We start from the raw sequence: 19,258 nt of genomic DNA on the forward strand, positions 1-19,258 counted from the left end.
GCTGGCCCCCCCGCCCCCCCCCCCGGTTGGGTGTGTGGCGGCGCCGGCGGGCGGGGGCGGCCCCGCCCCCGCACATTTTTGGGGTGTTTGTGGGGGGGGGGCGGGGGGGGGCCCCCCCCCCACCACCAAAAGGGGTGAACGGTCGTAACTTTCCCGTGCGGATCGCGTTCGGTCGCGCTAGGAGATCATCCGACTGCGAAACGTCACGTCACACGCGCCGCACGGGTCTCAGGCGAGGGCCGGCTCCCGTCGTTCGGCGCGTCGGCGGGCGGCGACCGCCGGGTCGAGCGCCGGTACGGCGGCCAGCAGCTGGCGGGTGTAGGGGTCCCGCGGCGACTCGTACACCTCGTCGGCGGGCCCCTCCTCGACGACACGGCCGCGCCGCATCACCGCGACCCGGTCGCTGACCTGGCGCACCACGGCCAGGTCGTGGGCGACGAAGACCAGCGCGAGTCCGAGTTCGCGCTGGAGCTCGCCGAGCAGGGCGACGACCTGGGCCTGGGTGGTCACGTCGAGCGCGGAGACCGGCTCGTCGCACACGAGGACGCGCGGGTCGGCCGCGAGTGCCCGCGCGATGCCCACGCGCTGGCGCTGACCGCCGCTGAACTCGTGCGGGTACCGGTCGTAGTGCGCGGCTTCGAGCCCCACCCGCTCCAGCAGTTCCGTCACGCGCCCCCTGACGCGCGCCTCGTCCCTCCCCCGCACGCCACGCGCGCGTGCGCGGAGCGGGTCGGCGATGGACTCACCGACGCTGCGGCGGGGGTTGAGGGAGGAGACGGGGTCCTGGAAGACCATCTGCACGGTCGGGTTCACCCCGGACGACACCCGGCCCTCGTACCGGACCTCGCCGGCCGTCGGCTCCAGCAGTCCGACGAGCATCCGGCCGAGGGTCGTCTTGCCGCTGCCGCTCTCCCCGACGACGCCGAGGGTCTGGCCGCGGTGGACGGTCAGCGACACGCCGTCCACGGCCGCGAAGGCCCGCTTGCCGCGCCCGAAGTCGCGGCGCAGCCCGTGCGCCTCCAGCACGACCTCGCCCGACGGCTCGCCGGCCGGACGCAGCCCGTCCGCCTGCGGCCCGCCCGCGCCCGGCTGCCGTGCGTCAGAACGCGGAACGTCAGAACGGAGTACGTCAGGACCCGGTACGCCAGGACCCGGTACACCAGGACCCGGTACGCCAGGACGCGGTACGTCCGGCTTCCGGGGGTCGTCCCCGACCGCGCGGCGTGCCTCCACCCGGGGGACGGCCCCGAGCAGCTCGCGTGTGTACGGCTGCGCGGGAGCCGCCAGGACGGCTTCGACCGGCCCGTGCTCGACGAGCCGGCCGTGCCGCATGACCAGCACCTCGTCGACGCTCTCCGCCGCCACGCCCACGTCGTGCGTGACCAGCAGCAGCCCCATGCCGGTGTCCTCGCGCAGGGTGTGCAGCAGGTCGAGGATCTGGGCCTGGACGGTCACGTCGAGCGCGGTCGTCGGCTCGTCGGCGATCAGCAGGTCGGGTTCGCAGGCCAGCGCCATGGCGATGAGCGCGCGCTGGCGCATGCCGCCGCTGAACTCGTGCGGGCGCGACCGGGAGCGCCGGACCGGGTCGGGAATTCCCACCCTGTCCAGGACCTGCACCGCACGCGCGCGTGCCGTACGGCGCGACACGCGCGTGTGCACGCGGTACACCTCGGCGATCTGGTCGCCGATCGCGTAGTACGGGTCGAGGGAGGACAGCGGGTCCTGGAAGACCATCGCCGCCCGGCCGCCGCGCAGCCGCCGCAGTTCCTCGTCGGACGCGGCCTGTACGTCGGTCCCGGCGACCCGTACCGAGCCGCCGACGGCGGCCCCGGTCCCCCGGTGCAGCCCCAGGAGGGCCGAGGCGACCGTGGACTTGCCGGAGCCGGACTCACCGACGAGGCCGAGGGCGGCGCCCTCCGCCAGGCGGAAGGAGAGGCCGTCGACGGCGCGCAGCGCGCCGAACTCGACCGTCAGGTCCGTGACTTCCACCAGGCTCATGCGAGCACCACCCGTCGGTCGGCCACCGCGTACAGGACGTCCGCGACGGCGTTGGCGAGGACCACGAAGAAACCGATGACCAGGACCATCCCGACGACCACCGGAAGGTCCACGACGTTGACCGCGTGCACCAGTTCCTGGCCGATGCCGGGAAGCCCGAAGAGCGTCTCGGTGAGCACCGCGCCGCCGACCGCGGAGCCGAAGTTGTTGGCGTTCAGCGCGATGACCGGCGCGAACGCGCCGCGCAGCGCGTGCCGCCCGATGATCGACCGCTCGCCGACGCCGTACGCGCGGAAGGTGCGGATGTGGTCCTCGGCGAGGGTCTCCAGCATCGACGACCGGGTCAGCCGGGCGAACGAGGCGGCCTCGATCAGGGCGAGCGAGAGCCAGGGCAGCAGCAGGTTCCACGCCCACTGCTCGGGGTCGTCGGTGAGGTTCACGTACTGCGGGAAGGGCAGCAGTTGCAGCTCGCCGCAGACGACGATCATCAGGATGAGGCCGATCACGAACACGGGGGTGGCCGTTCCGGCCAGGGTGACGGCGGTCAGGACGCGCTCGGTGAGCCGCCCGCGCCGCCAGGCCGAGAGCACGCCGGTGCCGACGCCGAGGACCAGCCACACCACCATCGCGCCGAGGACGAGCGACAGGCTCACCGGCAGCTTGGTCAGGATCAGCCGGGTGACCTGCTGGTCGCTCTGGTACGACAGTCCCAGGCAGGGCGCCGGGCAGTGCTCCACGGCGGTGCCGGTCGAGTAGTCCTGGCCGGCGACGAGACCCTCGATGAAGTGTCCGTACCGCACGTAGAGGGGTTCGTCGAGGCGCAGTTGCTCGGCGACCTGGTGCACCTGCGCCGGTGAGCAGCGCGGCCCGCAGGTGATCTGGGCGACGTCTCCGGGGGTGACGTAGAAGACGACGTAGACGATCACCGAGATGGCGAACAGGGTGAGGACCGTGCCGATGCCCCGGCGCAGCACGAAGCCGCCGATGCCGCTCATGAGGACGTCTCCTTCTCGCAGGCGGTGTCCGCTCGGTGCTCCCGCCTGCGCCCCGTCCCCACCCGCAGCCGGGACGCCGCGCGCGGGTCCAGCGCCGTGCGCACGCCGTCGCCGAGGACGGTCAGCGCGAGGACGGTCACGAAGAGGGCGCCGGCGGGCAGCAGCAGGTACTGCGGGGCCGCCTGGTACCAGACGTCGGCGGCGGTGAGCATCTGTCCCCAGGACGGCGTCGGCGGCTTCACGCCGACGCCGAGGAAGGACAGCGCGGCCTCGACGGTGATGTTCTGCGGTACGAGCAGCGCCGCGTACGTGATGACGGGGGCGGCGAGGCCGGGCAGCAGTTCCCGGCGGGCGATCCGCCAGGTGCCCCAGCCGCTGAGCCGGGCCGCCGAGACGTAGTCGAGCCCCTTGAGGGTGAGTGTCTGGGCGCGCACCAGCTTGGCGATGTTGCCCCAGGAGAGCAGTCCGATGACCAGGGTGACCAGGACGGGCCGGGGGAAGCTCGCCGGGACGATCGCGAGCAGCGCCAACGACATGATCATCAGCGGCAGGGCTACGAAGATGTCGGTGATCCGGCTCAACAGTTGATCAACCCATCGGCTGCCGAGCGCGGCGGCGATGCCCAGGGTGACGCCGATGGCGATCTGGATGACGGTCGCGGCCAGCGCGACGCCCAGCGAGACCCGGGCGCCGTGCACGAGACGGGCGAACAGGTCGCGTCCGGTCTGCGGTTCGACGCCGAGCCAGTGGTCGCCGCCGATGCCGCCCAGCGGGCCGACGGGCACGCCCCCGCGCGCGGAGTCGATGAGGGAGGGGTGGTAGGTGGTCGGGTCCTGGCCCTCGAGGGCGGTGAGCAGCGGCGCGGCGAGCGCGACCAGGACGAGCAGCGCGACGACGGCCGCCGCGACGAGGGCGGCACGCTGCGCTCGCAGCCGCCGCCAGAACTGACGGGCCCCCGAGGCCCCCGGGACGGACGCGGGGTCCGTACCGGGGGCCTGGGCGGCGATGACGGCCTCGGCGGCCGCCTTGGTGACTGCCTCGCTCACGGTGCTACTTCACCGCGACCTGCGAGGGATCCAGGACGCCGTCCCAGTCGCTGATGACGATGTTGCGGATGTCCTCGCCGTACAGCCGCTTGTAGACCGGGTGGAAGAGCGGCACGGTCAGCGCCTGCTCGCCGATCTTCTTGTCCAGTGCGCCCCACCTCTTGGCGGCGGCGTCGAGATCGGTCAACTTGTTGATCGCGTCGATCTCGGCGTTGACCGACTTGTCGTTCAGGAAGCCCGTGTTGAAGTTCGCGCCGTCCTTGACGATCTGCCGGCCGTCGAAGATCGGGGCGAGGAACGGACCGCCGGAGGGCCAGTCGGCGCCCCAGTGGGCCAGGAAGAAGCCGGGCTCGGTCTTCACGTCGTGGATCGTGTCGGAGTAGTCGTTGTCCTCCAGGCCCTGGAGCTTGACGGTGATGCCGGCCTTCTTGAGCGCGTCCTGGATCGCGGTCGCGATCTCCGGGCTGGTCTCGAAGTCCTGGCTGTTGGAGTGGGTGAGGGTGATGGTCAGCCCGTTCGGGTGACCGGCCTCCTTCAGCAGCTCCTTGGCCTTCGCCACGTCGCCGGTCTTCCCCGCCGGGAAGAGGTCGTAGGGCTCGTAGCCGAAGGACTTCTGGTTCGGCAGGTAGGTGGTGGCGGCCTCGGCGAGCGACGAGCCGCCCGCCGCGTTGACGACCGACGACCGGTCGACGGCGTACGAGATCGCCTGCCGCACCTTGATGTCGTCGAACGGCTTCACGTTCGGGTTGAACGCGATGTAGTCGGTGTAACCGAAGTGGCCGGTGCCGACCCGCGCGGCGAGTTCCTTGTCGCCGCTGACCTTGGCGAGTTCGGCCGGGCCGAGGTTGGTGTCCGTGGTGATGGCGGCGGCGTCCGCCCCCTGGGACGCGGACAGCCGCTGGTTGATCACCGAGGAGTCGAGCCCGGACCGTACGTCGATCTTGTCGGGGTACGCCTTGCGCTCGGCGTCCGTCTTCGCCGACCAGTAGGTGTTGCGCTCCAGGGTGAGCCGCTCGCCGTCGTTCTCGTTCTTGACGACCTTGTAGGGGCCGGACGAAACCGGGTGCTCCTCGTACTTCGTACCGGTGTCCTTGGCCTTCGGGACGGGCGCGAACTGCGTCTGCGTGGCTAGGTACGGGAACTCGCCCTCGGGCTTGTTCAGATGGAAGACGATCGTCCGGCTGTCCGGCGTCTCGATGGCGGCGAGACCCTTGGAGTCCTTGTACGGCCCCTGGTAGTCGGCCGCGCCGACCAGCCAGTCCCGCAGGTAGGGCGCGCCGCCGGAGAGCTCGGGCGCGAAGGACCGCTCGATGCCGTACTTGACGTCGGCCGAGGTGATCGCGGTCCCGTCCTCGTACTTGAGGCCCTCCTTGAGGGTGTACGTCCACACGGTGGCGTCCTCGTTGGGACGTCCGGTGTCGGTGGCGAGGTCGGGCACGACCTCGGTGCCGGGGGCGCCGTTCTCGCGGTTGCGCGTGGTGAGGGTTCTGAAGACCAGGGTGGGGACCTTGCCGCCGCCGGAGGTGTAGAGGCGGGCCGGGTCGAAGTCCTGCTGGGGGTTGCGGTTCAGGACGGTGAGCGTCCCGCCCTGGTGCGGGGCGGAGTCGCCGGCGGAGGCCTTGGCATCGTTGTCCTCAGGCCCGCAGGCGGCGGCGCCCGCGGCCACCACCAGGCTGACGGATGCCGCGGCGACGCGGCGCGCTATGAGGGACGGTTGACGCATCGGAATGACGACCTCTCGGTTGGCGTTCTCGCCGCCCCTGGCGGGGCATCTCGTTATCCGAGACATATGAACGAGGAGTGAGACGAACAGGAACAGACGTCCGCCCCGGCGCCGGGTCGTCGAAGAGCCGTGGCCGTGACCAGGTCACGGCTCGGAGAGAGAGAAGAGAATTCGCGACGCACGCGCCTGAGGGCGGCGTCAGCGACAGTGGATGTCGGCCACGCAGAGCGCGGTCACGCCGAAGAGCGCCAGCTCGATGGCGGCGCTCCTGTCGACGGGATGACTAGACCACATACGCAGCAATATGGAGGAACTTTCTGGGCATGTCAACGCGCCCCATGAGACACCTGCCCATCCCTGAGGCTCAACTGCCGGGATAGGGCCAGGCGTTGGGCAGGCAGTGAATCCCGTCGTGGTCGAGGAACTTCGTCTGCTGCTGCATGACGGGCGCCAGGTCGCCGTCCTTGTCGCAGGTCACATGGCTGTAGCCGAGGCGGTGGCCGACCTCGTGGTTGATCAGCATCTGCCGGTAGGCGTACATCTTGTCGCCGAAGGTCTCCGACCCCTGGGCCCACCGGTAGGCGTTGATCATCACGCGCTCGGTGGCGGCCGAGTCACAGGAGACGTTGTCCTCCGTGGTGTCCAGACCGGACTTGGCGCACCACACGGCGGTGGTGCCCGGACTGGCGAGCGTGATGACGAAGTCGGCCTTGCCCGACTGGATCCGCTCGAAGGTGCGGGCGCCGTCGTGGGCCCAGCTGCGGGGGTCGTTGAGCGTCTGCTGCACGGCCTGCGCGAAGAGTTCGCCGTCGAGCCCGAGGCCCTGTTCCACGTCCACGCGGTAGGTGTACTTCTGCCCCTTGCCGGGCGCCTTGTCGACGCCCGCGACGGCGTCGAACCTTCCCGACCCCTTGAGCTCGGCGCCGAGCGCGTACTTCGTGTCCATCCGCTGCGCGTACGTCAGCGTGGCCGCGGCGCCGGGCGCGCCGGCGGACACGGACGGGCTCGGCCGGGCTTCCCCGCGCGCGGCGTCGTCGTCGACGGCCTCACGGGTCTGCCCGGAGGCGGACTGCGACCGTACGGGGTCGTCGTCCCGGCCGGTGGCGACCTGTCCGGCCACCACGACGGCCAGCACCGTGGTGACGGCGGCGGCCGCGATACCGGCGAACGCCCGCCCCTTGACTCCCTGGGCGGTCGCGGGCTCGCCGACGGGCGGCGCGTCGCCGCCGTCGATGGCGGCCGGGCCGGTGGTACGGAAGGCAGCCTCCCGGGCGGTGTCGGTGGGGTACGGATCCCGCTCACGCACGCGCGTGGCGGCGGACGGCGTCCTCGCGCGCGTGAAGACGTCCTCGTCGTCCTCGCCGAAGGCGTCGAGGTAGTCCTGACGCGGTCCCTGACGGGAACCTTGACGAGGGCCCTGACGCGGACCGTCCTGGGGTATGGGTCTCTGACGCGGTATCACGGGCTGTCCGGTACCCGCTGATCGTCCCCTCAAGTCACCCCAGCCGCCCCCGCCTTCACGCTGCTCGGGGTGACCGCCCCGCACCTGCGGGAACCCATGGGCCGGAGTTCCGTCGGGAAACGGAAAGCGGGGCACTCCGTGCGAGGGGGTTCCGTCGTACCCCGGGGGCGGCACCTGGACGCGGGCGCCACGCGGGTCCCCCTGGGGGGACGGCTCCGGAGAAGCCCCCTGCGACGCGCCCTTGGAGCCGCCTTTGGCGGCACTCTTGGGCGCGGGTCCACGCCGGCTGTGGCGTCCCACCTGGGTCTCAGCCTCCCGAGGTCTTCGTCGCGGTGTCGGCGCACAGCTCCCGGAACGCCGTCGCCACCGTCTCGGGATACTCCATCATCGCCACGTGCCCGGCGTCGGGCAGCGTGAGCAGGCGGGAGTCACGGAAGGTACGGGCGGCCCGCTGCGCCATGCGGAAACCGACGAGCTGGTCGCGACCACCGTAGACCAGGAGGGTCGGAGCGAGGACACGCTCGGCCTGGCGCCACAGCCCGTGCTGCCCGCCGAGCGTGTACGCACTGAGCAGGCCGCGCGTGGAACGCGTCAGCGCGTCCCAGAAGTACGGCAGCTGAAGGCGCCGCTCCAGCTCCTCCACCGCGTGGCGGAACGCGTCCTGGCTGACCCGCCCGGGATCGCCGTAACAGAGCGCCGTGACGCCGCGGACGCGCTGCTCGGCGGTCCACTCCCGGGTGAACCTGGTGAAGAGCGCGGCCACGCCGGGCAGCCCGACCAGTCCGGTGGGTACCGCCGTCCGCTGCACGCGCAGCTCCGGCAGCGCGGGCGACACCAGCGTCAGCGTCCGCACGAGGTCGGGCCGGACCGCTGCGACGCGCGTGGACACCGCGCCGCCGAGGGAGTTGCCGAAGAGGTGCACGGGTCCGCGGTCGACGGCGTCGAGATAGCGGATGACGGCACGCGCGTGTGCCGTGATGGAGTAGTTGCCGTCGTCCGGCGGCGGGGAGTCGCCGAAGCCCGGCAGATCCACGGCCTCGCTCGCCACCACCCCGTCGAGCAGCGCCATCAGCGCGGACCAGTTCTGCGAGGAACCGCCCAGGCCGTGCACGTACAGCGCGGGCTCGAGCCCCTCGCGCGCGGGCGGCCTGGAGCGGACGGTGAGCGTGACACCCGGCAGCCCGACCGACCGGAGCCGCTCGCCCTCGGCCACCCGGACCGCGATCGCCTTCGGCAGCACACTGGTGGGCGGCACGGAAGGCAGCTCGGTCGAAGACATGCGGGCAATGTTACGAGACGATCACGCGCGCTTTTGTGTGTTCGCCGTCACACGCGCGGGTCGCACGCGCGCGGGACGCACACCGCCCCGGCATCACTCCGGAGCCATACCCACGCGAATCGGGGGCACTCCGCACAGCGATCGCTTGGCGTCCGAAACGGGTGTCTCCTAGGCTCGTACCGAGGGCACCCGCTTGTGGCCCCTGCACCTCGCAGGGACGTTCGTAGGAAGGGAGCCCACCATGGCCGTTGACCCCACCGACCCGGAGACGTTCGAAGAGGACGACGACTTCGGGGAGATCGACGTCGAGGCGCCGGAGAACGACGCCGCCGAGCAGTCAAAGGACGTGATCCCTCAGGGCGACGACCCCTTGGAGGACGTGGATCCCGCCCGGGCCGACGAGGCCGATCTCGTCGAACAGGCTCGTGTCGTCTCCCTCGACGAGGACGACTATCGCTGACATGCGCCGAGCTGGAGCGGGGCGGAGTATGCCCGTAACATCCCGGTCCAAACCTCTTTACACCGCTTTTGCCGTCGTCCAGTCCGTGAAATTCTGCACGCGCACCGCGCACAGCACGGTTACCGAAAAGTACGATGGCGTCGCGGCGCTCACCGCATGAGGACCACTTTGGGAGGCGGCGTGACAGCCATCGAGCAGACAGAGGCGGCGCGCCCGCGAGGCACCCGCCTGCCGCGCCGTGCCCGACGGAACCAGCTGCTGGGCGCCGCCCAGGAAGTCTTCGTGGCGCAGGGCTACCACTCCGCCGCCATGGACGACATCGCGGAGCGGGCCGGAGTCAGCAAGCCGGTGCTCTACCAGCACTTCCCGGGCAAGCTCGACCTCTATCTGGCCCTGCTGGACCAGCACTGCGAGTCGCTCATCCAGGCCGTTCGCGGCGCGCTCGCCTCGACGACCGACAACAAGCAGCGGGTCCGGGCCACGATGGACGCGTACTTCGCGTACGTCGAGGACGACGGCGGCGCCTTCCGCCTGGTCTTCGAGTCGGACCTGACGAACGAGCCCGCGGTGCGCGAGCGCGTCGACAAGGTCACCACCGAGTGCGCCGAGGCGATCTGCGAGGTCATCGCGGAGGACACCGGCCTCTCGCGCGCCGAGTCGATGCTGCTCGCCTCGGGTCTGGGCGGCCTCGCGCAGGTCGTGGCGCGGTCCTGGCTGCACAGCGACCGCAGCGTGCCGCGCGACCAGGCGGTGCAGCTGCTGGCCTCGCTGGCCTGGCGGGGCATCGCCGGATTCCCGCTGCACGGCACCGATCAGCACTGACCGCGGGGGCGTCCGGCCGTTTGTTCCCGCCCGCTGTTCGCTCCTGGCGTGGACGGCCACGCCGTGAACGTCCCCTCACCGGGCTAATGTGTGCAGCGTACGGCGCGGACGCCCGCGCACCTCATGACCGTCGGAGGGACATAGCCGTGGAGGTCAAGATCGGCGTGCTGCACGCACCCCGCGAGATCGTTCTGGAGAGCGGTCAGACTCCCGAGGAAGTCGAGCGCGTGGTGGCCGAGGCCCTGGCCGGAAAGTCGCAGCTGCTCAGCCTCGTGGACCAGCACGGCCGCAAGGTCCTGGTTCCGGCCGACCGCCTGGCCTACGTCGAGCTGGGCGAGCCCGCCCCGCGCAAGGTGGGCTTCGGCGCTCTGTAGACGAAGCAACGCGAGTGGGGCCCGGCGAGCAGATGGTCGCCGGGCCCCACTCGCGTTCTCGCCACCGGACATCCCCACCACCGGATTCCCGGCCGGTTTCGCTGTCGGCGTCCTCTCCACAGACGGAGCACAAGTCCGCCACAGAGGAGGATTGCATTCCGCAGGTCACGGGTATGACGGGCTACGACCTTGCTGCACAGCCCCAACCGTCCGGGAGGGACCCACATGATCTTGGAAGCGCTCGGCTCCGCTGTGCTCGGTCTCGTGCTCGCGTGGGCGGCGGTCCACCGCTTCTCGCACCGTCTGCCGGTGCGCACCCTCGTCTTCGCGACGGGCGTCGCCGGAGCGCTGTTCGGTGACTTCGTCACCCACAGCGCACTGGGACCCGGCACCGCCCTGGCGAGCCTCCTCGGCGCGGGGATCGTCTCCACCGCCTCGCTCTCGCTGCTGCTGCGCCCGGCCGGCCGACTCCGCCGGCGGTCGGCCCCGGCCTGAGCCCGGCGACGGCCGGTGACGGCCGGCGGGAAGGGGGCCTGTGCGGCCCTCTCCTGCGCCTCGACCGGCCGAACAGACCCTAGGCCGCCAGCCCCAGCGCCGCCATCCGCTTGGTGTGCGCCTCGGTGATCCGGGAGAACATCCGGCCGACCTCGGCGAGGTCGAAACCGTCCGCGACACCGCCCACGAGCATCGTCGACAGCGCGTCGCGGTCCGCGACCACCCGCTGGGACTGCGACAGGGCCTCGCCCATCAGCCGCCGCGCCCACAGCGCGAGCCGGCCGCCCACCCGCGGGTCGGCGTCGATCGCGCCACGCACCCGGTCCACGGCGAAGCCGGCGTGGCCGGTGTCGTCGAGCACGGCCAGCACCAGGGCACGGCTGTCGGTGTCCAGGCGCACCGCGACCTCGCGGTAGAAGTCGCTGGCGATCGAGTCGCCGACGTACGCCTTGACGAGGCCCTCCAGCCAGTCCGACGGGGCCGTCTGCCGGTGGAAGCCGTCGAGCGCGGCGACGAACGGCTCCATCGCCAGCGTCGGCTCCTCACCGATCTCGGTGAGCCGGTTGTGCAGCCGCTCGAAGTGGTGGAACTCGGCCGACGCCATCTTCGCCAGCTCCGCCTTGTCCTCCAGCGTCGGCGCCAGCTTGGCGTCCTCCGCGAGCCGCTCGAACGCCGCCAGCTCGCCGTACGCCAGCGCACCCAGCAGATCCACGACCGCGGCCCGGTACTGCGGGTCGGCCGAGGCCGTCGTCCAGTCCTGGGCGGCGATGCCGGTGGCGGTGATCTCAGGCTTGTCAGAGGTCGTCATGAAGCGCACAATAGCCCGCTCGTCGCACGGGGGAAGTCCCTGGTCAATCAGTGTGACAACGAAGACGTACGGGACCACCCCCGGCACTGTGACAACCACAACGTGACCGAATCGGCCATCGCGTGTGCGCGATTCCGGGGTATGGTGGTAATGCGCCTGCCGAATATTCGACGGGCCGCACGTATGAGGATGCCCGGTCGGTGGCCCGATCGGCTCCGACCCGACAGCCCTCCTCGCCCGTACGGCACTGTGCGTACGGCAACCCGGAGGGGACCCCCTCAGCGGTACGAGCGCTAGAGCGTCGGCAGAGGTCCCGTGTCCTGACGGCTGGCCCGTGAGGCAGTCGACGTCCCCCGGCACGGTCCTGACACGACCCCCGCGCTCGCCTCGCACCGCGCACACAGAAGAGGCAGCACCCTGACTACCACGTTCCGAGAGCTCGGCATTCTTTCCGAGACCGCTGAGGCCCTTGAGGCCGTCGGCATCATCAGTCCCTTCCCCATCCAGGAGATGACGCTCCCGGTCGCCCTCACGGGCACGGACGTCATCGGCCAGGCCAAGACCGGCACCGGCAAGACGCTCGGCTTCGGACTCCCGCTCCTCGAGCGCGTGACCGTCCCCGCCGACGTCGAGGCCGGCCGCGCCCGGCCCGAGGACCTCACCGACGCCCCGCAGGCGCTCATCGTCGTCCCCACGCGTGAGCTGTGCACGCAGGTCACCAACGACCTGCTGACCGCGGGCAAGGTACGCAACGTGCGCGTCCTCGCCATCTACGGCGGCCGGGCCTACGAGCCCCAGGTCGAGGCCCTCAGGAAGGGCGTCGACGTGGTCGTCGGCACCCCGGGCCGACTGCTGGACCTCGCGGGCCAGAAGAAGCTCGACCTCAAGCACATCAAGTCGCTCGTCCTGGACGAGGCCGACGAGATGCTCGACCTGGGCTTCCTGCCCGACGTCGAGAAGATCATCAACATGCTTCCGGCGAAGCGCCAGACCATGCTGTTCTCGGCGACCATGCCGGGCGCGGTCATCGGCCTCGCCCGCCGCTACATGTCGCAGCCCACGCACATCAACGCCACGTCGCCGGACGACGCGGGCAGGACCGTCGCGAACACCAAGCAGCACGTGTACCGCGCGCACAACATGGACAAGCCCGAGATGGTGGCGCGGATCCTCCAGGCCGACGGCCGCGGCCTGGTCATGGTGTTCTGCCGTACCAAGCGCACCGCCGCCGACCTGGCCGACCAGCTCCAGCAGCGCGGCTTCGCCTCCGGCGCGGTCCACGGCGACCTCGGCCAGGGCGCCCGTGAGCAGGCGCTGCGCGCGTTCCGCAACGGCAAGGTCGACGTGCTCGTCTGCACCGACGTGGCCGCCCGCGGTATCGACGTCGAAGGCGTCACGCACGTCATCAACTACCAGTCCCCCGAGGACGAGAAGACCTACCTGCACCGCATCGGCCGTACCGGCCGCGCGGGCGCCAAGGGCATCGCGGTCACGCTGGTCGACTGGGACGACATCCCGCGCTGGCAGCTCATCAACAAGGCGCTGGAGCTCGAGTTCAGCGACCCGCCGGAGACGTACTCCACCTCTCCGCACTTCTTCGAGGAACTCGGCATCCCCGCGGGCACCAAGGGTGTTCTGCCGCGCTCGGAGCGCACCCGCGCCGGGCTCGACGCGGAAGAGCTCGAGGACCTCGGCGAGCCGGGCGGCCGCGGAGCGCGCGGTCGCAGCGACCGGGGCGGTCGTGGAGACCGCGGTGGCCGTGGAGACCGAGGCGGCCGTGGTGACCGGGGCGGTCGCGACGACCGCGGTGGCCGCGACGACCGCAGTGGCCGCAACGAGTCCCGTTCCGGCGACCGGACCGCGGAGTTGACCGAGGAGCGCGAGCGTTCGGCCCGCACGCCCCGTCGCCGTCGTCGTACGCGCAACGGCTCCCCGCTCGACGCGACGCCCGCCGGGACCACGGCGGCCGAGCAGGCCCCCGTGGCCGAGCCGACGCCCGTGGCGGAGGAGACCGAGGGCCCGCGTACTCCGCGCCGTCGGCGCCGCACCCGCACCGGGTCCGCGCACGAGGCCGCCGTCGTGACGGCCGTGTCGGCCGGCACGGCGACCGTCGAGCCCGTCGCCGAGGCGGTGGAAGCGGCTGTGACGGCCGTGGCGACCGCGGAGGGCACCACCGCCCCGGAGGCAGCTGCGGAGACCGCGGCCGCGCCGCGCCGCCGCCGTACCCGCAAGACCGCGGAGACCATGCAGGCGCCGCAGGCACCGCAGGCACCGCAGGCCGAGGCGACCGCACCGGTCACGGTGACGGAGCCGCCGGCCGCCGAGGCCGCTGCCGACACCGCTGAGGTGACGGAGACCAGGCCGCGCCGCCGCACCCGCAAGGCGACGGCTCCGGCCGAAGCCGTGGTCGAGGCCCCGGAGACCGTCGAGGCCCCGGAGGCCGTCGCGGCCGCCGAGACCGTGGTCAAGCCGCGTCGCACTCGCAAGACGGCAGCCGCGGCCCCGGCCGAAGCCGCCGTCGACACGGCCGAGGCGACCGAGGCCAAGCCCCGCCGCCGCACCACCCGCAAGGCCACCGCGCCCGAGACGACGGCCACCACGGCCGACATCCCGGCCCAGGCCACCCAGGAAGCGGAAGCCACCAAGCCGCGCCGCACCCGCAAGACCGCCGCCACCGTCACCGCCCCGGCCGAGACCACGGCCGCGGCCGACACGGCGGAGGCGAAGCCGAGGGTGCGTCGCACCCGCAAGGCGACGGCTGCCGCGGAGCCCGCGGACGGCTGATCCACCGCATTGGCATGACGGCCCGACGGCCCGTTCCCTCCTCGCGAGGGGCCGGGCCGTCGGCGTTCCCGGGAGAGGTACCACCGACGGCGCGCGGTGGGCCCTCCCGGTAGCCTCGGGGCGTGACCAGGCCCAGCACCAGCAGCCCCTTCCCGCCGCCCCCCGGCGCGCTCTCGTATCCGCTGCGGACCGAGCGCGGCGAGTTCGCCGTCGTCGACGCGCCCGTGCCCGCCGGTGTCGAGCAGCGGGGTGTCGCGCTGCTGATGCCCGGCTTCACCGGGAGCAAGGAAGACTTCCACCGGATGCACGAGCCGCTCGCGGCCCGCGGCTACCGGACCATCGCCGTGGACGGGCGCGGGCAGAACGAGTCCGACGGACCGGCTTTCGACGAATCCGCGTACGCGCGCGAGGAGTTGGCGCGGGACGTGCTGGCACAGGCGGCGGCTCTCGACACTCCTGTGCACCTGATGGGGCACTCCCTCGGCGGTCAGATCGCGCGCGCCGCCGTGCTGGTGGACCACTCCCCCTTCCTGTCGTTCACGCTCGTCGCCTCGGGCCCGGCCGAGATCTCGGAGTCCCAGAAGCAGCGCGTGAAGCTGCTGCACGACGCGCTCGCGGTGATGACGATGCCGGAGGTGTGGGAGGCGATCCTGGCGATGGGTCCGCCGGAGGAGGTCGGTGGTCCGGCCCGCGGCCCCGGCGACCCCGAGATGTTGCGACGGCGCTGGCTGAACCACAAGCCCGCGCAACTCCTGGTGACCGGACGCCAGTTGTGCGTGGAGCCGAACCGGGTCGGTGAACTCGCCGCCGTTCCGCTGCCGTTCCATGTGCTGTCGGGTGCGCGGGACGACACCTGGCCGGTGACCCTCCTCGACGACATGGCCGTGGAGCTGCGGGCGCACCGGACGGTCATCCCGGGCGCCGAGCACTCGCCGAACCAGGACCAGCCGCTGCCGACGGCCCACGCGCTCGCCGATTTCTGGGACCGTCACCCCGGGGGTCGGGGCCCTGTCCGGCCGGCCACGCCCTAGTACTGCGTCTGCACGTGCTCCCAGAAGCCGTCCCGCAGGGCGCGTCTCAGGTCGGCCTGGCCGCGCAGGGAGTACTGGAGGATGCCTTCCGCCTCCACGAGAAGGTCCTGGTCGACGGAGCCGGGGAGGTAGGGGTGGCCCGGCAGCAGCTCGGCCAGCGACTCCCTGCCACGCGCCACCAGCCATTTCGCCGCCACCTGCGCGCCGACGAAGCGGACGGCCTCACGGGTGGGCCGGTTCGCGCCGGGGCCCTCGTAGGCCGGGGCGGTGCGCCGTGAGACGTACGGCTTGAAGAAGTCGAGGTCGAGGGTGCGCTGGCTGTCGACCTCCCAGAGCAGCGGCTCGGCCTGATTGCGGCCTTCCGGGGCCTCGATGCCCCAGAGGTGCACCCGGGCGCCGTACCCCTGCGCGGCCTCCACCGCCGAGACCAGGTCCTCGTCACCGCCCAGCAGGGCCGCGTCACTGATGGCGCGGTGCCGGGCCAGGGACTCCAGGTCGGTCCGGATCAGCGAATCGACGCCCTTCTGCTGATTGTTGGCGTTCAGGTTGCCCAACCGCACCTTCACGTCCGGCAGTTCGGCGATGGACTGCTGCTCGGCGGTGTGGATGCGGCGCCGGGCGCCGTCGTACCAGTAGATGCGCAGCAGCCGGCTGTCGGCGAAGATCGAGCGGGCGCGGTCGATGAGCGCCTCGATCAGGCCCTCGGCGTCGAGATCGAAGGCCCGGCGGTCCTCGGTCCCGGCGACCAGGCGCCCCGCGGCCGCGTACAGATACCCCGCGTCGACGAAGATCGCGTGGGTCGAGGGTGTCTTGGCCACCTCGGCGAGCATGCGTGTCAGCAGCGCGTTCGTGCGGTCGATACGGTCGGCGAGGGCCGGGAGGTCGTCGTTCATCGCCTCCATTGTTCCGGCGGTCACGCTGCGAACACAACCGGTCCCGTTCAGTCTCCGCAAACCCACTTACTCGTCAGTAATTAGCCGTTCGAAAAATTTCTTTAGCGTAGGGAATGTTTGTAACACGCATGCCGTTGACTCCCTGTGTAACCAAGTAGTTCTCCTCAGGAGGATGACCAGACGAAGGGAGAAGCCATGCGCTTCGAAATCATGCGACTCGACGACGTCGACGGCACCGCCGTGGACAGCACCGTCGTGGACGCCGCCTCCGTCAACCGGATCGTTCAGCAGGCCGCCGCCATCGGGCAGCGATTGTGGATCCGTCCGGCCGACAACTCGGCCTCGTAACACGGGTCCCTTACAGGTTTCAGAGCCCCCCACGGCGATGCCGTGGGGGGCTCTGCGCGTGCCGGGCGCCGGTCAGCCTGCCCGGATCACCTGCGTGATCCCGTTGATGATCTGCTGCACGGCGATCGCGGAGAGCATCATGCCCGCGAGCCGCGTCACCAGGACCACACCGCCGTCCTTGATGACCCGGATGATCAGCAGCGAGTAGCGCATCACCAGCCACAGCACGACATGAATGGCGAGGATGGCCACCCAGACGGACACCTGCATCGCCGCGCTGTCGGCCTTCTGCACGGCCAGGATGACGGACACGATCGCACCCGGCCCGGCCAGCAGCGGCATCCCCAGCGGGACGAGCGCGACGTTGACGTCCTTGGTCTGCTTCGGCTCGTCGGTCTTGCCGGTGAGCAGGTCGAGCGCGATCAGCAGGAGCAGCAGCCCGCCCGCGATCATCAGTGCGGGGACGGAGACATGCAGATAGTCGAGGATCTGGTGCCCGAGGAGCCCGAAGACAGTGATCACGCCGCCGGCCACACAGACCGCCTGGAAGGCCATCCGCTTCTGGACCTTGCCGGGGCGTCCGGCGGTCAGCGCGAGGAAGATCGGGGTGATCCCGGGGGGATCCATGATGACAAAAAGGGTCAGGAAGAGGGAGCCGAAGACGGCGACGTCGAACATCAGTGCGGAAGCCTTGCGGGAAAGTGGATGGGCCGGGACGCGTGGAGGTGAGCCTCAGGCTCCGCCGGTGCCCGGCACCGGGAACGCGCCGGTGGCGCGCCGGGTGATCTCCCCGTACACCTCGGGGTCGGTCGTGTACTCGCCGAGCACGCAGGTCTTGCGGCTGCCGTGGTAGTCCGACGAGCCGGTGACCAGCAGCCCCAGATCGGCGGCTAGCCCGCGCAGCCGCGCGCGCGTGTCCGCGTCGTGGTCCATGTGGTCGACCTCGATGCCGTCGAGACCGGCGGCCGCCAGTTCGGCGACCACGGACTCCGACACCGTACGACCGCGCTTGCTCGCGCCCGGGTGCGCGAAGACGGTGACCCCGCCGGCACCCTTGACCAGCCGGATCGCCTCGAAGGGGTCGGTCTCGTGCTTCGCGACGTGAGCACGGCCGCCGTCGGACAGCCAGTTCTCGGTGAAGGCGTCGTTCACGGTCGGCACGACGCCGAGCTCCACCAGGGCGGTGGCGACATGCGGCCGCCCGACGGACCCCTCGCCCGCGATCCGCGCCACCTGCTCCCAGGTGACGGGGACGCCCAGCTCGTTGAGCCTGGCGACCATCGCCCGCGCCCGCGGCACCCGGTCGTCGCGCACCAGCTCACGCTCGGCGAGCAGGGCGGGCTCCTCGGGGTCGAACAGATAGGCCAGCATGTGCATGCTGATGCCGTCGATACGGCAGGACAGTTCGGCACCGGTCACCAGCGTGAGCCCTCGCGGCAGCGCGGCGACGGCCTCGGCATGTCCCCGGGTGGTGTCGTGATCGGTCAGCGCGACGACGTCCAGACCGGCGGCACCCGCGTTGCGGACCAGCTCGGCCGGGGTGTCCGTACCGTCGGAAGCCGTGGAGTGGCAGTGCAGATCGATGCGCACGACGCAGACTCCAGGCGATGACAGGACGGAAGGGGACGCTCCAGCATAGCCGGTAATCAGACCACCCCTGTCACACCCAAAACCCCCGAGCACCCCCTACACGCACAACCCAGAATCCCCGGCCCGCGACACACGAACGGGGCGCGACACACATACGGCGCCGGCAACCCCCTAGGGGCGCGGGGAACTGCGCGACCAGCCACGACGGCGCGGCAGACGCCCACGACCGGCAAGCCCCACACACCCCCGACCGCCCAGCCCAGCGGAGCGCCCCGCGGGGAACTGCGCGACCAGCCACGACGGCGCGGCAGACGCCCACGACCGGCAAGCCCCACACACCCCCGACCGCCCAGCCCAGTGGAACGCTAAGGCTTCAGCAGGCGCGGGGACAGCGCCCCGCACGGCACCAGTTCCAGCTCGGCCCCCGCGTCCCGCAGATCCGTGAGCACCAGCTCGTCGTACATCAGCAGTCCGGACTGCTCGGGCCACACCACCGCCCACAGCCACAGCCCGCGCGCCTCCCCCGCGAAGACGGCCCGGTCGTCCGGGGTGGCGGAGACGTGCCAGAGCGGGGTGGGACGGCCGGCGGCCAGGACCTTGGCCTGCGGGGGTTTCTCGACGCTCATGTACGGACCCGGGTCCGGCCCGTCGACGCCGGCGTACCGCGCTCCGAGCCCGACGCCCAGTTCCTCGGCGACCAGGATCAGCTCACCCATACCGCCGAGCGGGCCCGGTCCGGAGCAGGCCACCGCGGTGGCACGGCCCCCACTGCGGTCGTCCCCCGCGTACGTCACGCCCGTGAAGAGCCAGCCGACCGGCAGCGGCCACGGCATCCACACCGGCACCTGCGTGCGATGCACCACGACACTGAGAGCCTCGACGCTGGGCGGGATCACGGGCTGAAGCGGATGCACCGTCCCGTGCACATCGCACTGCCAGGAATCGGCGAAGAGTCCGGGAGCCCTGACCCGGCCACCACACTTCGGGCAACTGGGTTCGCCCCTCATAGAGCCCCACGGTCCTACCCGAGCACGCCCACGTCAAGGACGATCACCCGTCCGGACGGAAGTGACCGCGCCGTACGACCGCATCGGCCACTCCCTCGGCCGCCCCCTCGGCCGCCTGTCGGCCATCCCTCGGCCCTTCCTCG

The 19,258-nt window shown here is 71.5% G+C and carries 19 protein-coding genes; 7 read left to right on the plus strand and 12 right to left on the minus strand.

All coding sequences use genetic code 11. The features are described 5' to 3' along the window. Positions 1 to 228: 228 nt before the first annotated feature. The 7 genes from ACFVYS_RS11705 to ACFVYS_RS11735 all read right to left on the minus strand — a co-directional run bounded on the left by ACFVYS_RS11705 (position 229) and on the right by ACFVYS_RS11735 (position 8,503). Positions 229 to 1,998, minus strand: a complete 1,770-nt coding sequence (locus tag ACFVYS_RS11705) for a dipeptide ABC transporter ATP-binding protein (RefSeq protein ID WP_389501123.1) — start codon at positions 1,996 to 1,998, stop codon at positions 229 to 231. Beyond that, positions 1,995 to 2,993, minus strand: a complete 999-nt coding sequence (locus ACFVYS_RS11710; protein ID WP_389501125.1) for an ABC transporter permease — start codon at positions 2,991 to 2,993, stop codon at positions 1,995 to 1,997. The genes ACFVYS_RS11705 and ACFVYS_RS11710 overlap by 4 nt, the downstream gene beginning before the upstream one ends. Then, complete coding sequence (locus ACFVYS_RS11715; protein WP_389501127.1) at positions 2,990 to 4,039, minus strand: ABC transporter permease; 1,050 nt, start codon at positions 4,037 to 4,039, stop codon at positions 2,990 to 2,992. The genes ACFVYS_RS11710 and ACFVYS_RS11715 overlap by 4 nt, the downstream gene beginning before the upstream one ends. Positions 4,040 to 4,043: 4 nt before the next feature. Then, complete coding sequence (locus tag ACFVYS_RS11720; protein WP_389501128.1) at positions 4,044 to 5,762, minus strand: ABC transporter substrate-binding protein; 1,719 nt, start codon at positions 5,760 to 5,762, stop codon at positions 4,044 to 4,046. A gap of 198 nt (positions 5,763 to 5,960) precedes the next feature. Continuing rightward, positions 5,961 to 6,056: an Ms4533A family Cys-rich leader peptide gene (locus ACFVYS_RS11725; protein ID WP_355709575.1), complete on the minus strand. Its 96-nt coding sequence runs from the start codon at positions 6,054 to 6,056 to the stop codon at positions 5,961 to 5,963. A 70-nt stretch (positions 6,057 to 6,126) separates the two neighbouring features. Further along, positions 6,127 to 7,524 (minus strand): DUF3152 domain-containing protein, encoded by a 1,398-nt coding sequence (locus tag ACFVYS_RS11730; RefSeq protein ID WP_389501130.1) that lies wholly within the window; start codon positions 7,522 to 7,524, stop codon positions 6,127 to 6,129. 7 nt (positions 7,525 to 7,531) lie between these two features. Further along, complete coding sequence (locus ACFVYS_RS11735; RefSeq protein ID WP_389501132.1) at positions 7,532 to 8,503, minus strand: alpha/beta fold hydrolase; 972 nt, start codon at positions 8,501 to 8,503, stop codon at positions 7,532 to 7,534. 241 nt (positions 8,504 to 8,744) lie between these two features. Here ACFVYS_RS11735 and ACFVYS_RS11740 point away from each other — a divergent pair, with 241 nt between their 5' ends. The 4 genes from ACFVYS_RS11740 to ACFVYS_RS11755 all read left to right on the plus strand — a co-directional run bounded on the left by ACFVYS_RS11740 (position 8,745) and on the right by ACFVYS_RS11755 (position 10,654). Further along, the gene (locus ACFVYS_RS11740) at positions 8,745 to 8,963 is read left to right on the plus strand and encodes a hypothetical protein (protein WP_389501133.1); all 219 of its coding nucleotides are present in this window, start codon (positions 8,745 to 8,747) and stop codon (positions 8,961 to 8,963) included. A gap of 180 nt (positions 8,964 to 9,143) precedes the next feature. Continuing rightward, entirely contained in the window at positions 9,144 to 9,785 is a 642-nt protein-coding gene (locus ACFVYS_RS11745) for a TetR/AcrR family transcriptional regulator (protein ID WP_020130830.1), read from the plus strand. A 146-nt stretch (positions 9,786 to 9,931) separates the two neighbouring features. Next, a complete protein-coding gene (locus ACFVYS_RS11750; RefSeq protein WP_020130831.1) occupies positions 9,932 to 10,159 on the plus strand; it encodes a DUF3107 domain-containing protein in 228 nt (75 codons plus the stop codon). A gap of 225 nt (positions 10,160 to 10,384) precedes the next feature. Then, positions 10,385 to 10,654: a hypothetical protein gene (locus tag ACFVYS_RS11755; RefSeq protein WP_389501135.1), complete on the plus strand. Its 270-nt coding sequence runs from the start codon at positions 10,385 to 10,387 to the stop codon at positions 10,652 to 10,654. A gap of 79 nt (positions 10,655 to 10,733) precedes the next feature. On the opposite strand, the gene ACFVYS_RS11760 is transcribed toward ACFVYS_RS11755, so the two are convergent. Then, entirely contained in the window at positions 10,734 to 11,471 is a 738-nt protein-coding gene (locus ACFVYS_RS11760) for a ferritin-like fold-containing protein (RefSeq protein ID WP_389501136.1), read from the minus strand. Positions 11,472 to 11,972: 501 nt separating this feature from the next. Here ACFVYS_RS11760 and ACFVYS_RS11765 point away from each other — a divergent pair. Further along, on the plus strand, positions 11,973 to 14,246 hold the full coding sequence (locus ACFVYS_RS11765; protein ID WP_389501138.1) for a DEAD/DEAH box helicase: 2,274 nt from the start codon (positions 11,973 to 11,975) through the stop codon (positions 14,244 to 14,246). A 122-nt stretch (positions 14,247 to 14,368) separates the two neighbouring features. Continuing rightward, positions 14,369 to 15,277, plus strand: coding sequence for an alpha/beta fold hydrolase (locus ACFVYS_RS11770; protein WP_389501140.1), 909 nt, complete (start codon positions 14,369 to 14,371; stop codon positions 15,275 to 15,277). Here the strand turns inward: ACFVYS_RS11770 and ACFVYS_RS11775 are convergent. After that, entirely contained in the window at positions 15,274 to 16,170 is an 897-nt protein-coding gene (locus ACFVYS_RS11775; protein WP_389501142.1) for an NYN domain-containing protein, read from the minus strand. The genes ACFVYS_RS11770 and ACFVYS_RS11775 overlap by 4 nt on opposite strands. Before the next feature lie 195 nt (positions 16,171 to 16,365). Here ACFVYS_RS11775 and ACFVYS_RS11780 point away from each other — a divergent pair, with 195 nt between their 5' ends. Then, entirely contained in the window at positions 16,366 to 16,518 is a 153-nt protein-coding gene (locus ACFVYS_RS11780) for a hypothetical protein (protein WP_314221384.1), read from the plus strand. A 72-nt stretch (positions 16,519 to 16,590) separates the two neighbouring features. Here ACFVYS_RS11780 and ACFVYS_RS11785 read toward each other — a convergent pair whose 3' ends face one another. The 3 genes from ACFVYS_RS11785 to ACFVYS_RS11795 all read right to left on the minus strand — a co-directional run bounded on the left by ACFVYS_RS11785 (position 16,591) and on the right by ACFVYS_RS11795 (position 19,115). Continuing rightward, a complete protein-coding gene (locus tag ACFVYS_RS11785; protein ID WP_020127905.1) occupies positions 16,591 to 17,196 on the minus strand; it encodes a MarC family protein in 606 nt (201 codons plus the stop codon). Between the two features lie 54 nt (positions 17,197 to 17,250). Beyond that, positions 17,251 to 18,108 (minus strand): PHP domain-containing protein, encoded by an 858-nt coding sequence (locus ACFVYS_RS11790; RefSeq protein WP_389501144.1) that lies wholly within the window; start codon positions 18,106 to 18,108, stop codon positions 17,251 to 17,253. Positions 18,109 to 18,473: 365 nt separating this feature from the next. Continuing rightward, positions 18,474 to 19,115, minus strand: a complete 642-nt coding sequence (locus ACFVYS_RS11795; protein ID WP_028806532.1) for a DUF6758 family protein — start codon at positions 19,113 to 19,115, stop codon at positions 18,474 to 18,476. Positions 19,116 to 19,258 lie beyond the last annotated feature (143 nt).

The sequence above is a fragment of the Streptomyces sp. NPDC058295 genome, assembly GCF_042880655.1.
Taxonomy (GTDB): Bacteria; Actinomycetota; Actinomycetes; order Streptomycetales; family Streptomycetaceae; genus Streptomyces; species Streptomyces coriariae.